This is a genomic window from Alloscardovia omnicolens DSM 21503 (genome assembly GCF_000420505.1).
Taxonomy (GTDB): domain Bacteria; phylum Actinomycetota; class Actinomycetes; order Actinomycetales; family Bifidobacteriaceae; genus Alloscardovia; species Alloscardovia omnicolens.
In genome coordinates this window covers 102,127-115,853 of the sequence record NZ_ATVB01000004.1, presented here as the reverse complement: position 1 = coordinate 115,853, position 13,727 = coordinate 102,127, and the positions used below count along the sequence as shown (strand labels likewise).

The window sequence follows — 13,727 nt, the reverse complement described above, 5'->3', positions numbered from 1 at the left end:
GTTGACGAGAAAGAACGAATTATGATTATTACCTTACCTTCGAGCACGACCTCTGAGATTTCTTCTCAGATTGCTCTTGCACATGCAAAGCACGGCGAATCTCCTCAGGGACGTGTGTTGACTTTATTGTTATCGACCAGTGAGAAAGATTTGGATAACTCTTTGCAAACGGCAATTCATGCAAGTCAGGAGCACCCAAGCCGCATTATTGCTGTGGTTACCGATCGAGCTGACGCCCCAGACATCAATACAATTCCAGCCGTTGCTGTGGGAACTGTGGCTCCTTTGGCCGCAGAGATCCGCATTGGTTCCGATGGTGGCGCTGGTGAAGTGATTGTATTGCGCCCATCGGAGGGATTGTTGCGCCATTTGGATACGCTGGTTATTCCTCTGCTCGTTCCTGATGCTCCTGTTGTGGCCTGGTGGTCTGGCAGTGCGCCTTACTCCCCTTCCAAGTCTCTTCTGGGTTCAATGGCTCGCAGCTGCATTACCGATGCACAAATGTCTGACGATGCTATGGGCACTTTCCTTAAGTTGCGCTCCCAGCACACGCGCGTCGAAACGGATTTGTCGTGGACTCGCCTCACCGTATGGCGCGGTCTTTTGGCAGCTCTTATTGACGAGCCACCACACACTGCTATTAAGTCAGTTACCGTGCGCGGAAGTAATAATAATCTGTCTGTAGATCTCTTGGGCGCATGGCTCGCGTGGGCTCTTAAAGTGCCTGTAAACTTTGAGATTGACGAGAATGTCTCCGCTGTCTCCGGTGTTTTCTTCCATCGCGAAGATGGTATTAGCGCTATTGAACGTCCAAGCGATGAATCATCAAACGTGTATATTACTAAGCCTGGTGCGCACAAGCAGACCATCTCTGTTCCTCACCGCACACTTGCTGACTGCATGACTGAAGAACTGCGCCGTCTCGATCCTGACGAAATCTATAACGCCGTCATTACCGAGGGCTGGGATATGATTAGTCATGATCACTGGAACAATTAACGCTGGAGTTGATATGGCAGATACATCTCGCAATATTTTGGTATATAACACTGAAGATATTCTGATTAATACCGTTGCAGCACGTTTATTACTACGCATTTCTGACCTGCTTACTGCACAAGACCGCGTAGACGTTGCTTTAACCGGCGGCACAGACGGCATTGCTGTGCTTGCCGCGGCCGCTCAAAGCCCGCTGACTGCTGCTATCGATTTTTCGCGCGTTCACTTCTGGTGGGGCGATGAGCGTTTTGTTACTTCTGATGACGGCGATCGTAACGCTTTACAGGCACGTGAAGCTTGGCTGAACGCTTTAATCGATACAGGCGAATTACCAGAAAGTAATATTCATGAGATGCCTACTGAACTTCGTAGTCCTGCAGAAGTTGAGGCAGCTTCCACTGATGAGCACGATGAGGTTCTTCGTGCTGCTGCTCGCGATTATCAAGCTCAGTTAGAGCGCGAATTAGGTGCAGACGGTACTTTGGATATTGCTCTGTTTGGCGTGGGGCCAGACGGTCATTTTGCTTCGCTGTTCCCAGGTCGCGAAGAAGTGCGTATTGAAGACGAATCTGTGAAGTGCATTGGCGTATCGAACTCACCAAAAATGCCACCTTTGCGTGTGAGCTTAACTGTTCCGTACATTCATAAGACTGATTTTGTGTGGGTTTTTGCTTCTGGTGAGCGTAAGAGTGAAGCTATTGCCCGCGCTTTGTATGAACCAGATAATTATCACGTGCCAAGCTCTTTTGCACGCGGCACTGAAGAAACTTTATGGATGCTCGATAGAGCAGCAGCTGCAAATCTTGCTTAACATAAAAAGCTGGCCAGTAGGCCAGCTTTTTATTTACTTAATCGACGGTCTATCCAGTTAAACAGCAGCTCGAACAGGAGCGCCAAAATCATAACAACGCACAGCGAAACCATCACCGATGCATAACCAAGCTGATTAACGTTCACAAAACCGTACGGATAGTAATGTGTTACAGCGCCATAACCGAGCATCCATGCAGCCCAAAGCCACGGAATCATGTAGGTTCTGAGTAGAATGTGCCCGCGCGAAAATCCCCCAAAAAAGTCACGCGGCCCCCACAGCGCCCACACAATCCACACAGCCGCAGGCACCACCACATGCTGCCACGGGGAGGTGAGCAGCGCCAAACCGCGCAAATGAAGGAACGGCAGAATCGCCACCAGAAAAACGAGCGACGTAATAGTAATCATAAGCAACGCCGTATTAACCAATGCAACCCGCCATGCAGTTTTACGAACGCCTGCCGCTAACAGTCCAAACACAACTGCAACAACAATATTCGACACCATCGTAAAGTAGCTCATGCCTTCAATAAATCGTTGCCATGCCCCAGCCATACCGTGCGCAGAATGACCATACAAGCCCGGCCAATGTCCCGAATCGCGCGGATACACATCAAAAATATTGCCAATATTCGTAAGCACAACACCGAACCAAGCGAGCGCAGAAACAACTCGCCAAGCTGTACGCGCACCGCGCGCCCGCGGGCCGGCGCAGAACGAATCAATCATGTTTTCTCTCCTATCTCAAGCAAAAACCGCGGTAGCCATGCCAAACAGCACAGCCACCGCGGACTTTAATGAAAATCGAGAAAAACTAAGCTTCGATTTCGCTGCGATCCTCGCTCCACAACGTGTGGAAAGTTCCTGGCATATCTACACGACCATAGGTGTGAGCGCCAAAGAAGTCGCGCTGTCCCTGAATAAGAGCAGCTGGTAAACGGTCGGAACGCAAGCCGTCGTAGTAAGACAAAGAGCTGGAGAATGCTGGAACTGGAATACCAACGCGAGCAGCAGTTGCCACAACCTCACGCCATGCATCCTGAGCGTTCTCTACAGCAGCCTTGAAGTAAGCGTCCTGAAGCAGAGACTCGAACTTTTCGCCGGAATCGAAAGCCTCAGAAATGCGGTTGAGGAACTTTGCGCGAATAATGCAGCCACCGCGCCAAATACGAGCAACTGCACCCAAATCAATCTGCCAGTTATGCTCTGCAGCGCCGGCGCGAATCTCATCGAAGCCCTGAGCATAAGCCACAATCTTGGACGCATACAATGCCTGACGAACTGCTTCTACGAACGCAGCCTTATCTTCAACATCAATCTTGCCGTTAGGACCTGCCAATGGCTTGGACTTTACTTCTTCACGCTGAGCAACCATTGAAGACAAACCGCGAGCAAATACTGCTTCTGCGATACCGGTTACAGGGGTTGCGAGGGACAAAGCGGTCTGAACAGTCCAGGTACCCGTGCCCTTCATGCCTGCACGGTCTACAACAACATCCACGAAAGGCTTGCCAGTCTTAGCGTCTACGTGATGCAAAACTTCTGCAGTAATTTCTACGAGGTAAGAATCCAAATCACCCTTATTCCACTCATCGAAAGTGTTTGCGATTTCCTCAGCACTCATGCCCAAACCGCGACGCAGCAAATCGTAGGATTCGCCAATAAGCTGCATATCTGCGTATTCAATGCCGTTGTGCACCATCTTAACGAAGTGACCTGCACCGTCATGACCAATATGGGTTACACAAGGCTCACCTTCAGCAACAGCTGCGATAGATTCCAAAATTGGGCCAAGAGTCTTCCACGACTCATCAGTGCCACCAGGCATCATAGAAGGACCGTTCAAAGCGCCTTCTTCACCACCAGAAATACCGCAACCTACGAAGTGCAAACCGCGAGCGCGAATTTCCTTTTCGCGGCGGATAGTATCTGGGAAGTAAGCGTTTCCACCGTCAACAATAATGTCGCCTGGTTCCATAGCATCGGCCAAAGCGTTAATCATAGCGTCGGTTGGCTCGCCCGCTTTAACCATAATGATTGCTGTGCGAGGCTTTGCCAAGCTTGCTACGAAGTCTTCGATTGTTTCGGACGGAACGAAAGTACCCTCGGAACCGTGCTCGTTGATGAGAGTTTCGGTACGACCGTAGGAACGATTATATACAGCCACGGTATTGCCATGACGTGCGAGATTGCGGGCTAAGTTGGAGCCCATAACTGCCAAACCTACAACGCCAATATTTGCTTGTGCTTCTGCCATACTATTTCTACACTTTCTGTTGCAAAAAGGTCTTCTACCAGTGTAACGAGGGCGCTAGAAAGTTCGCGCACATCGAACGTGTGGTGGACGGGTGGGGTCGGGTTGGCGAGCATGCGTGTAGATTGTGCGTTTGCACTACTGACACGGTTCACGCATCCGTTTTTTCTCGTTCCAAGGACGTGATGGTTGGGTGTATGCACTACTGACACGGTTCACGCATCCGTACGCTATGGCAGAACAGCAATCCCCGCTACTCCTGCCCAACTTCCGGATTGAGCGGATCTCCAGGAATATCCTCGCCCGTATACTCGGCGTGGAGGAATTCACGCCAAAAATCAAGGCTGGCGCCATATGGCTTAGCGTTGCGTCCTTGAGTTTGCAGCTCATACTTGGCAGCTTGCACGTCCAGCGCAGTCAGTCCGTCAAAGTAAGTCTTCAAGCGTTCCATCTCGTCAGCGCGGTTAAAGAGCGAAACAACAATATCCGCTAAAACGCGCGCTCTATCAATCGGCAAGCTATCCCAGTGACGCAGCTCAACGAAGTTCTTTAAGCGCACGTCGGTAAATTGCGTGGAAATAATGTGGTTCATCTCGTACACGTTCAAAGCGCGGTCTGGGTAAACGTCGGCAGCCGTCTCGTAGCTGGCCATGTATACGCTACCTTCGCCGGCTTCGGGAGTGTGCGTGGTGTCGGCAACCATGAGCGGTGTGGCCAAAACGTTCACGGCCGCTTTTTCAAAGTCAAAGTTCGAGTCATAAAGCCCTGGAATAACGCCCGTGCGGCCGGTTCCGATCCCCTCCCACATGTGCTGACGAAGCAGCGGCAAACCGTTGGCTGCGCCCTCAAAGTATGGGGTGTTACGGAACAAGTACGCTAAAATCGGACCGACAGCTGTGCCCATGCGCATTTTCGCGATGGCGTCGGCTTCGCTCGAAAAATCAAGACTAATCTGAGTGGACGCGGAAGCACGCATCATATTCCAACCGTAGGCAGATAAACGTCCCAGGTAAGCGGTCATCACATCGTAACGACGCTTAGGAATAACGCTCAAATCATGCGCGCGGCTGCGTGGCGTATAACCATAGTTAATCAAGCGAATGCCGTGTTTCTCCAAAATTGGATTAATATCGCGGCGGAACTGCGCGTACACATCGTTGAGCTCTTCAGGCGAATCTAAAACGCCCAGCGAGCACTCGATTTGCGCACCTGGTTCGAGCGAAACCGCAATCTTTCCTCGTCCCAAGCCGAGCAAATGACCGTCTTCGTAATACTCGCGGCTCTCGTCATACAGCGGGGCTAAATCATGAAGCACGTCGCGAATGCCGTGCTCATCTGTGTATCCAACGGCCTCATCTGTGCCTACGCGCACTGGCAAATGTTCAATTTCTACGCCGATGCCATAGTTATCGCGTGTTACACAACCGGATTGGAAGAACTCAACCAACGACTGCACGTGCGCGTCTTTTACGGGAGAATCGTAGTGATAGTGAGGAAATTCTTTTAACATAAGCTTCACTTTTCTGTGCGGGCGACGCGGGCGAGGGCAAGCGACCCCTAGTTCAGCGCGTGCACCTCGAAAGACCCCGTTTCAGCATCAGCTACCAGTATATGGTTCACTGGCAACTCTTCCCAGCCCTCGTCTTCCTTCTGTTCGAAACCAGAAGACGCCACAACCACACCACCGTCAATCTGCTTGTATCGAATCACACGATAATCTGCAGCTTTTTCGCGCTGACCGTAAGCGTCGTAAACCTCCGCGATACGATCTGCAAGACGGTCGTGACCGGTTGCGTTCACAGCAATAAACTGATTTTGCGTCTGTACGAGGCAGTTATACGAGGAATTCGCATACTGTTCGCGCAAAGTAGCGATAGCCAATTCAACCGCCTTGTCGAGCACATGGCCCGCGTTGCGGAAATGCAAGATGTGCGCGAAATAAATAGCTGAGTCCGACTTGCCGCCAGTCTGAGCAATTTCGTATGGCGAGACAGTAACGTCTGGGTTATGAACGAGATTGACGCCGTCCTCGGAAGAGATATCACCATTATGAGCGAAGCTGATGCCGCCCGCGGTAAAAGGCTGCTGATTTTCTGGGATAAGAGGCAGATTAGAGGACGCAAGACGCAGATGGAAGATAGCACTGCGAGCAGGCGTTGATGCTAAAGATTCAAAGTTATGATCGAGATAGGCTGGCTCGGTTGTGCGGTAAATGTTTTCGAAAACTGCAGGGCTTGGAGCACCGCCATCGTTCACCTGAGCGTCACGATGGGTTGTGCTAATCTGACTGGTTCCCCAGCCATCGTTGTGAATACGCGATATTTCCTTGAACTCATCAAGCTGAGCGGAACCCACAGCATCACGCAATGTAATGTCATTTTGCGTCGAAATATATCCCAGTAATCTGCACATGCGTACAAAAATAACCGCACGAGCCTTCGTACACGCCCATGCGGTTATTGCAGAAATTTATAACGCTTATAAAACTGCGTTATTCTTTGGATTTTTCTTCCTGATTATTATCTGCATTATCGCTTTGATTATCGTTTGCCTGCTCAGGAACGTTCTGCTCGGTCTGCGCGTTCTTTGCATGGTCAGGAACTTCGCCTGATTGAATCACAGCTAAGTCCACAGGAATACCTGCTTTCGCTGCTTTCTGAGCGAGAACGCCTTCCAAAGTAATATTTTTCTTCGTCTTACGCAGCTTCACGCGACGCAATGGGGCAACTGGCGAGCGCGAAACAAACAGAGGCTGAACCTCAACCAGCGGATTATACGCGGATAATCCAAACCATTTAATCGGCGAGCCGGCAGCTTTACGAATAGCATATTTCATGCGCAAAGCAATAGCACCAGACGACGGAATATTAGATTCAGGCATCAGCTCTTTATGAATCAGAACGTACTTTATTGAACCAATTTCTGGATCTTCATCTACCTGCGGGTAAATCGTTGTTTGAGGAGGCAAAGTGCCGTCATCAATCAGCTCATGCATAATCTGATGCAAATACGTAGCCACGTTTTGGCTCACCTTAAAACCCAAGCGGATGCGCACACGGAACAGGAAGTTCGTGCCGAAGTTTTCTACGGAATACTCGCGCGTGTACGGATCGTCGGTAACGAAAACGGACACCGCCCACCAGGCGCGCGCACGCTTTTGATGATCCGAGAAAATCGAGTAGAAAATATCGGTATCCAAACGGCGCAGCTCGGTATCTGAGGTGAGGTAGACGACGTTATCGGCGTAGAGCGGAATGTTTTCGTCGTTGTGCAGCACGTTCAAAGCCGGGAGGAAGTCTTCTGGAGACATGTGGCGGCGCTGAGAACGCTCCACCTTTGTACCCGTCTCCCACGTGTACATAACGCCGAAAATTGCCAGGCCGATAAGCGTGGTAAACCAACCACCGGTCATAAACTTGGACATCGAGGAGATGAAGAACAAAATCTGAATAGCCAAGAAGACGATGGTAAACACAATGGCGGTAATGCGCAGTTGCTTGCCCCACCAAATGTATGCGGCCAGAAGAATCGTGGTCGTAATCATGGTAACCGTGAGTGCCAAACCGTAGGCCGCCGTGATGCGTTCGGAATCTTGGAAGATGAACAGCACGGACAGCGTAGCCACCATAAGCACCCAGTTAACCACTGGAATGTAGAGCTGACCGCGCGTGCGGCTTGGGTAGCGCACCTGCAAGTGCGGCATCCAGTTAAGACCCGTAGCCTCAGACACCATCGTGTAAGCGCCGGTAATAAGCGCCTGCGAGGCGATAACGCCGGCCACAACGGAGAGCACAACCGCACCATAACGCACGACTTCTGGCATCATTTGGAAGAACGGGTTGAGGTTCTGAATTTTCTCTACTTCCACGTTGAGCTGGTTTTGAATAATCCACTGGCCCTGACCGAAGTAGTTAAGCATTAAGCAGACCTTAATGTATGGCCAGGTGGCGTAAATATTGCCGCGGCCCACGTGACCCATATCGGAGTACAAAGCCTCGGCACCCGTGGTGGCCAGGAAGACCGTACCCATAATCGCCAGGCTTGCGCGATTATGTGCAGAAAAGAGGAATTCGATGCCGTAAATCGGGTTAATGGCCTCAAAAATAGTCCAATCCGTGCCGATGGCCATAATGCCAGTAATCGCTAGGAAGGTGAACCACACGAGTACCACGATGCCGAAAACCTTACCGATGCTTTCGGTTCCGCGCGATTGGATAAGGAAAAGCACCACAATAATAATGGTGGTAATAACGAGCGTGAGACTAGGATTGGCAGCAAACACTCCTTCGAGCGGCTTAAGTGTGCGCAAACCTTCGACTGCCGAAGAAATCGACACGGCTGGGGTGAGCACGGAATCGGCCAAAAAGGCGGCGCCACCAATCATGGCAGGAATCCACAGCCATTTCGCGTAGCGTTTAACCAAGGAGAACAACGCAAAAATGCCGCCTTCGCCCTTGTTATCGATGCGCATGGCGATAAAGACGTATTTAACAGTGGTAATAAGCGTTACCGACCAGAACAGCAGGCTGAGCATGCCCAACACGGCTGCACGGTCTGCATACTGAATACCGCCCTGACCAGCCACGAAAGACTGAGACAAGTAAAGTGGCGAGGTTCCAATATCGCCGTAAACCACGCCGAGGGCAACAATCATCATACCCCAGGTGATTTTATCTTGAGATGTTTGCAGCTTGCGCCACCAACGTCCAAAAGGAGTGCGCGCCTTCTTGTTTTGCAGTTCTGCCGTGCGCTTGGCTTCTTCTTCTGCTAAACGCTTGGCTTCGCGCTCCTCTTCCGACACCGCGCGCTCATCGATTTTCGGCGCCTTCGTAATGCCTTCAGGCGGCAAAATCGCGCCCGTTTCGGCTAAATCTCGTGCCAGAAGGTCTGCAGTTGTGGTAACCGGTTGGTCGGTTTTGCCGTCATCGCCCAGTTTTCCCTCAGCTGCTTGTTGTGCAGTATCTTTTGCTAAATGCGCAAGACCTGAGTCTTGATTATTATCTGCGTCCATTTCAGACATCATATATAATCTCCGCCTGTTTCCAGGGCTTCTTCTTCTCTAGCTCGACGCGAACGCCCAGCTACACCTTAAGCACATAGTTTGCCACATGCCCTTAGCCAATAGTCAACTATTTTACACGCTAGTATGGCAAACTGTACGCACGAACCGTATTTTCGTAGGTTATGCGCGCAATCTCTTGCTCAGACAGATCGAGAACTTCGACCATGCATCGCAGCGTGAACGGCGTGAGATACGAGGAGTTTGTGCGACCGCGGTACGGCTCGGGCGTAAGATACGGCGCATCCGTTTCGATAAGGATGTGCGATTTGTCGAGCACGCTGAGAGCCTCGCGCAAGCGCTCGTTCGCCTTGTACGTAAGAGTGCCCGAAAAGCTGAGATACCAGCCCTGCTCGTTGGCCAGGCGCGCCACGCCCGCGTCTGCAGAGTAGGAATGGAAAATCGTAGCTTCTGGAGCACCGTCTTTAAGAAGAGTGTTGATTACGTCTTCGTGCGCTTCGCGGTCGTGGATTTGCAGGGGAAGGTGGAGCTCTTTTGCTATCGCAATATGCTCGCGAAATGCCTGGATTTGGGCTTGGCGCGCGCCTTCGCCTGTGCGGAAGTAGTCGAGGCCCGTTTCACCGATAGCAACCACATCTGCTCGGTTATTGCGGGCGGTTTCGTAGACGGTGCGCATCGCCTCGTCGATATTCACCTCGTGCCATGGCTTGTAGCTAATGGGCAGACCGTCGGGCCCCACCTCACCGCGATGACCATGCAGCACCGTTTCGTTCGGATGGATAGCAACCGCAGCTTTTACCTGGTTCGGATACTGTTTGGCGATATTGACCGCACGATTAAGGTTCGGCAGCTCGCAGCCAACGTCGATGAGATGCTTCACACCTGATTCCTCAGCTTTGCGCAGCAGCTCCTCCACCGAGAACACCGGAACGGACTCCATACCGCGTTCTTCGGCCTGCTTGCTCATTTCGATCGCGAAATTCACCACAGACGCGATATGCGTGTGGTTATCGATGATTGGCGATGCGAGCGGTTCTGGTTGCTCGGGCCAGGAACGTTTGCGATGTTTTTTAGCCATGATGTGCAGTCAGCTTCTTTCTGTTGATGATTATTACGCGCAGATAAGAGAAAAGCCCGAGGGGAAGCTCGGGCTTAAAAGAGAAAGAGAAGAGGGGTTCAATTATCAGTATTAACTGCCAGCTCTAATGCTGATACCTATTATTAAACCCACTCTTTCTGAGCTGAATGTGCAAAATACCTGAGCGCAAGCTTAGAATTTTGTGAAGAAAATGTGAAGGCAGCCTTTACATTGTTTATGTTTCTCCAGAAAGCGCTTCGTCTCTCTTGTCTCTTATCTCTTTTCTTTTTTGCTTATTCGTTTATTTTGTTTATTCGTTTTACTAGGGGACTGAGCGACTTGAGAGTTGCAGCTCTAGTCGTTTTTGTTCTAGTAGCTTCGGCTCTACTCATTGCTCAGTTTTGCCTTCTCCGCTTCCAAACGAGCCTTTTCCTTTTCCTGACGAGCATTGAGCTCAGCCTGGAAACGCTCCAGCTCCTCTCCCACAGCTTCTACTGGAATCTTCTGGAAGATTGGCGCTGGCTTGGCAATTGGAGTACCAGCAACGATGTTTTCACGCTGCCATGGATGCACGTTCTCACCCAGCTTGTACTCACCCGTAATAATTGGGTAAGTGAAGTCTGGGTTGTCCAAATCGGTTACTTCTTCAATATGAGGAAGTGGCGAGAAGACGCCAGTTCCGCCCATAGTCTCCCACACCTTCTGTGCAGAATGAGGCAAATATGGGCAGAGAAGAATGTTCACATCCATCACAGCCTGTGCTGCAGTGTGCAATACAGCAGCCAATCGCTCTGGACTATCTTTAATCTTCCATGGCTCGGTTGCAGAAATATACTTGTTCACTTCACCAGCAATACGCATAGCTTCAGCCAAACCAGCCTTCTGACGGTGGTTGTGAATGAAGTTACCGACTGTATCGAAAGCAACGGCCGTAGTCTCTAAGAGAGCGCGGTCTTCATCGGTAACGAAAGCCTCATCTACAGCAGGAATCTCGCCGAAGTTCTTATGAATCAGCGTTGCTACACGGTTCACGAGGTTACCCCAACCAGAGACAAGCTCATCATTGTTGTGGCGCACAAACTCCGCCCATGTAAAGTCGGAATCAGAGGTTTCTGGGCCAGCAATAGAAATGTAGTAGCGCACAGCATCAACCTGATAACGCTCCAAAATATCTTTCACATAGATCACAATGCCGCGCGACGAGCTGAACTTTCTGCCTTCCATAGATAAGAACTCAGAAGACACCACTTCAGTAGGCAAATTCAACGTCCCCATGCCGCCAGCTTCGCCACCCCTAGAGCCAGCACCATTGTAGCCAAGCAGCTCAGATGGCCAAATCTGGGAGTGGAAAGTAATGTTATCTTTACCCATGAAGTAGTAGCTCAAGGCTTCAGGATCATTCCACCACTTGCGCCATGCTTGGTCATCTCCACTGCGACGAGCCCACTCAATAGATGCGCTCAAATAACCAATAACAGCATCGAACCACACGTAGAGCTTCTTATTTGGGTTATCAATCCAGCCTGGAACTGGAATAGGAATACCCCAATCAATATCGCGAGTAATTGCGCGAGGCTTCACTTCATTAAACAAACCAATGGAGAAGTTAATAACATTAGTTCGCCAACCTTCGCGAGTCTTGAGCCATGCCAAGTTTGCTTCTGCCAATGCTGGCAAATCAAGGAAGTAATGTTCAGTCTCTTCGAAACGAGGAGTTTCGCCATTAATCTTCGAAACTGGGTTTTTCAAATCAATTGGATCAAGCTCATTACCGCAGTTATCGCACTGATCGCCGCGAGCGCCGTCTGCACCACAGATTGGGCAGGTTCCTTCGATATAGCGGTCTGGCAGGGTGCGACCGGTCGATGGCGAAATAGCCACCATCTGCGTACCCTTGTAAATGTAGCCATTTTCTAAGCACTGCTTAAACATATCTTGCACAACGATTTCATGATTCTTCGTTGTGGTACGCGTAAACAGATCGTAGCTCAAACCCAGATTGCATAAATCTTGAGCAATCACACGATTGTAGCGGTTTGACAATTCCTGCGCAGTAACGCCTTCCGCGTCTGCCTGCACCAAAATTGGGGTACCGTGCTCGTCGGTACCCGAAACCATCAAAACATCATTGCCCTTCATACGTTCATAACGGGCATACACATCGGAAGGAACACCAAAACCGGCTACGTGACCGATGTGACGAGGACCATTGGCATAAGGCCAAGCTACTGCTACTAATACATGACTCATGTTGTTGATTATCTCTAATTGAGGCGACATAGAGCCAGTTTTCTGCGCTTCAGGTATGTTTTCACATTCATCCACAACAACTATATGTGCATAAATGTGAAAACATACGTATTTCATCCACACACAAGAGGTTATGCACAGCTTTTTCTCACACGATTTTTTATTTGTATTTTCTGGCTATAAGGTGTCGTACATGAACCAACAACGCTTACATTCAGATACTCCGCCTGCCTGCACGGTTAAGTCAGAAAAGAAGGTATCGGCTGCTGCCACACCGCCAACCGATGCACTGCATGATGCCATGCTCGTAACCGTTCCCGATGATTTGCCAGATTCTTTAGACAAGCGAATAGACCGCAAGACGATGATGTCTGCACACACATATCACAAGAAAATATTGCGCTCTCACCCCATGATTTCGGCAGACTTACGTCATCCTTTACGCCATGTCTCTGACTACCCTGGTCTTATGTGCTTGCATCGGCTACGCTCATGCCAAGCTCTCGATCAGTTAGACGATAACACCTTCTTCCCTGCTCGCTTTTCCGCTACTTCCTTTATGCGCGTGCATGTGGTGCGCGATGTGATTCCTGAGCATTCGATTGCTTCAGGGCTGCTCGCTGCTTGGATTTGGTTAGGAGGACGTTTTCCGGGGCGCATTGACGTTATGCGCGACCATAATTACCATTCCATTCTTTTTGGACGCAAGGTACGATCCAGCGCTCGGCAAATCCATCACTCCTATTTATATGAGTTCGCAGATTTACTCGTTACCACTCCAGAAATTACTGCATGTGATTTAGCCTGTAGCGAGGATGCACGTAAGCATCCGGAAGAAGTGAGCGATTTATTGGTTGAGCTTGCGCAGCAGTATAACTTTACTGAGCATGATTGCCTCGAACTGATGCGAGAAAATACAAGACGTCCGCGCTATACAGCAGGACTGCATCTGCTGATTCGCGCTTTAAACAGACCCAATTATTCCGCAATGCAGTCACCTCAACCGTCTGCAGATAACGAGACAGAAAACGATAAAACTCACACCTCACAGGAGACGTAATGAATCAACCGTTTTATCCAGGCAGTCCTCCACCCGAACCGCCTCTTGAACTCACGCCTCGCGTAGCAACAGACCCGAGCACATCGCCAGAAATTTTATGGCATATTGCTCGCCATATTCCTGATTTAAGGTTTTGGATTATTGCTAATACGGCAGCTACGCCCGATTTACTCGAATATATTTCGCAAACTGGCGGGCCGCGAGTTAAAGAAGCTTTTTCTGTACTTTTTGACTCATTTTAGCCTGCCTGTTA

At 50.1% G+C, this 13,727-nt stretch carries 11 protein-coding genes; 4 read left to right on the top strand and 7 right to left on the bottom strand.

The features are described 5' to 3' along the window. Positions 1-21 precede the first annotated feature (21 nt). Complete coding sequence (locus G464_RS0102925) at positions 22-999, top strand: glucose-6-phosphate dehydrogenase assembly protein OpcA (protein WP_022856663.1); 978 nt, start codon at positions 22-24, stop codon at positions 997-999. Between the two features lie 13 nt (positions 1,000-1,012). Continuing rightward, positions 1,013-1,810 (top strand): 6-phosphogluconolactonase, encoded by a 798-nt coding sequence (pgl, locus tag G464_RS0102920; protein WP_026472562.1) that lies wholly within the window; start codon positions 1,013-1,015, stop codon positions 1,808-1,810. Positions 1,811-1,839: 29 nt separating this feature from the next. Here the strand turns inward: pgl and G464_RS0102915 are convergent, their stop codons facing one another. From G464_RS0102915 to metG, 7 genes are all read right to left on the bottom strand, one after another. After that, positions 1,840-2,541, bottom strand: a complete 702-nt coding sequence (locus tag G464_RS0102915) for a Pr6Pr family membrane protein (RefSeq protein ID WP_022856661.1) — start codon at positions 2,539-2,541, stop codon at positions 1,840-1,842. An 85-nt stretch (positions 2,542-2,626) separates the two neighbouring features. Continuing rightward, positions 2,627-4,069 carry an NADP-dependent phosphogluconate dehydrogenase gene (gene gndA / locus G464_RS0102910; protein WP_022856660.1) on the bottom strand — a complete coding sequence of 481 codons (1,443 nt, stop codon included), beginning with the start codon at positions 4,067-4,069 and terminating at the stop codon, positions 2,627-2,629. Between the two features lie 250 nt (positions 4,070-4,319). Then, entirely contained in the window at positions 4,320-5,576 is a 1,257-nt protein-coding gene (locus tag G464_RS0102905) for a glutamate-cysteine ligase family protein (protein ID WP_022856659.1), read from the bottom strand. A 47-nt stretch (positions 5,577-5,623) separates the two neighbouring features. Then, on the bottom strand, positions 5,624-6,478 hold the full coding sequence (locus tag G464_RS0102900) for a class II glutamine amidotransferase (protein WP_022856658.1): 855 nt from the start codon (positions 6,476-6,478) through the stop codon (positions 5,624-5,626). Between the two features lie 79 nt (positions 6,479-6,557). Beyond that, positions 6,558-9,089 (bottom strand): KUP/HAK/KT family potassium transporter, encoded by a 2,532-nt coding sequence (locus G464_RS08670; protein ID WP_022856657.1) that lies wholly within the window; start codon positions 9,087-9,089, stop codon positions 6,558-6,560. Between the two features lie 118 nt (positions 9,090-9,207). Next, positions 9,208-10,164 carry a TatD family hydrolase gene (locus G464_RS0102890; RefSeq protein ID WP_022856656.1) on the bottom strand — a complete coding sequence of 319 codons (957 nt, stop codon included), beginning with the start codon at positions 10,162-10,164 and terminating at the stop codon, positions 9,208-9,210. Positions 10,165-10,548: 384 nt separating this feature from the next. Further along, positions 10,549-12,444: a methionine--tRNA ligase gene (metG, locus tag G464_RS0102880; RefSeq protein WP_276324644.1), complete on the bottom strand. Its 1,896-nt coding sequence runs from the start codon at positions 12,442-12,444 to the stop codon at positions 10,549-10,551. Between the two features lie 163 nt (positions 12,445-12,607). On the opposite strand from metG, the gene G464_RS0102875 reads away from it, so the two are divergent. Further along, entirely contained in the window at positions 12,608-13,474 is an 867-nt protein-coding gene (locus tag G464_RS0102875) for a hypothetical protein (protein WP_022856653.1), read from the top strand. Further along, positions 13,474-13,716 carry a variant leucine-rich repeat-containing protein gene (locus G464_RS0102870; RefSeq protein ID WP_022856652.1) on the top strand — a complete coding sequence of 81 codons (243 nt, stop codon included), beginning with the start codon at positions 13,474-13,476 and terminating at the stop codon, positions 13,714-13,716. Before G464_RS0102875 ends, G464_RS0102870 begins: the two co-directional genes overlap by 1 nt. Positions 13,717-13,727 lie beyond the last annotated feature (11 nt).

Bases quoted from the DNA above. Each gene is read 5' to 3' on its own strand.
- G464_RS0102870 (WP_022856652.1), top strand. From the start codon at position 13,474: ATGAATCAACCGTTTTATCCAGGCAGTCCTCCACCCGAACCGCCTCTT.
- pgl (WP_026472562.1), top strand. From the start codon at position 1,013: ATGGCAGATACATCTCGCAATATTTTGGTATATAACACTGAAGATATT.
- G464_RS08670 (WP_022856657.1), bottom strand. From the start codon at position 9,089: ATGATGTCTGAAATGGACGCAGATAATAATCAAGACTCAGGTCTTGCG.
- gndA (WP_022856660.1), bottom strand. From the start codon at position 4,069: ATGGCAGAAGCACAAGCAAATATTGGCGTTGTAGGTTTGGCAGTTATG.
- G464_RS0102875 (WP_022856653.1), top strand. From the start codon at position 12,608: ATGAACCAACAACGCTTACATTCAGATACTCCGCCTGCCTGCACGGTT.
- G464_RS0102905 (WP_022856659.1), bottom strand. From the start codon at position 5,576: ATGTTAAAAGAATTTCCTCACTATCACTACGATTCTCCCGTAAAAGAC.
- G464_RS0102900 (WP_022856658.1), bottom strand. From the start codon at position 6,478: ATGTGCAGATTACTGGGATATATTTCGACGCAAAATGACATTACATTG.
- metG (WP_276324644.1), bottom strand. From the start codon at position 12,444: ATGTCGCCTCAATTAGAGATAATCAACAACATGAGTCATGTATTAGTA.
- G464_RS0102890 (WP_022856656.1), bottom strand. From the start codon at position 10,164: ATGGCTAAAAAACATCGCAAACGTTCCTGGCCCGAGCAACCAGAACCG.
- G464_RS0102915 (WP_022856661.1), bottom strand. From the start codon at position 2,541: ATGATTGATTCGTTCTGCGCCGGCCCGCGGGCGCGCGGTGCGCGTACA.
- G464_RS0102925 (WP_022856663.1), top strand. From the start codon at position 22: ATGATTATTACCTTACCTTCGAGCACGACCTCTGAGATTTCTTCTCAG.